Origin of the sequence: Falsirhodobacter sp. alg1 (genome assembly GCF_000739715.2) — a bacterium.
Taxonomy (GTDB): domain Bacteria; phylum Pseudomonadota; class Alphaproteobacteria; order Rhodobacterales; family Rhodobacteraceae; genus Falsirhodobacter.
The window spans coordinates 1-835 of record NZ_BBJC02000042.1 but is presented as its reverse complement, the minus strand read 5'-3'; the positions used below and the strand labels follow the sequence as shown (position 1 = coordinate 835).

At 62.3% G+C, this 835-nt stretch carries 1 pseudogene; it reads left to right on the top strand.

Going from position 1 to position 835, the window contains the following annotated elements:
* Positions 1-835, top strand: a pseudogene (locus TR36_RS14040) (hypothetical protein); the annotation flags it as partial.

Below are 835 nucleotides of genomic sequence, written 5' to 3'. Positions count from 1 at the left end.
GACAGGGGCCGAGTGCAAACCCGCCCTGCCCTTCGGCGAAACGCGCCGCATCGTGGATTTCACCGTGGCGGGCGCTGTCCGCTCCGGTATCCGCAATTTGCTGGTGGGCACCCAGTACTGCCCCGCCACGCTCGAGGCACATCTTCGGCTTCCACCGATCATCGCCACACTTGCCGCATCGCTGGTATATCAATCGGTTGCCATCTGGTCCAACCGTGGCTTGCGGATCAAGCCGCCCGCCGAGCTGGCCGATTTTGCAACCGGTCGCGTTATGGGAATTCCGAATATTGCGGTTGTAGGCCTGATCCTGTCCATTCTCGTATGGGTGGTGCTTGAACGGACACTTTGGGGACGCTGGTTGCTGGCGACCGGCCAGAACCGCCGTGCCGCACGTCTCGCCGGCGTACCTGTAGAGGCTGTACGGGCGGGGGCCTATCTTACGGTATCCCTTCTGGCCGCCGTTGCCGGATACCTGCTGGCAAGCTTTTCCGGTGGTGCGGCGCTGAACATGGGGGCCGAATACCTGCTGTTCTCTATTGCTGTCGTAGTGATCGGCGGCACCTCCATTGCGGGCGGACTGTCGAATGTCCCGGGCATCTGGGGCGCATCGCTGTTCATGTTTCTGGTCGTCTCCATGCTGAATTCCTACAATCGACAGATCGTGCCCCATCCGTGCCGACAGATCCGCCAGTGTGGACATCGAGAGGATGGAAACGGAGGGAAACGCACTATCCGTCATGCCCCGCCCGGCCGAAATGATCCGTGCCGAGGCGCTGCGGTTGGCGGGCATCAGCGGCGCGACCCAGTCAAGAAAGCGGGGCAGGTCTGTAGGGTC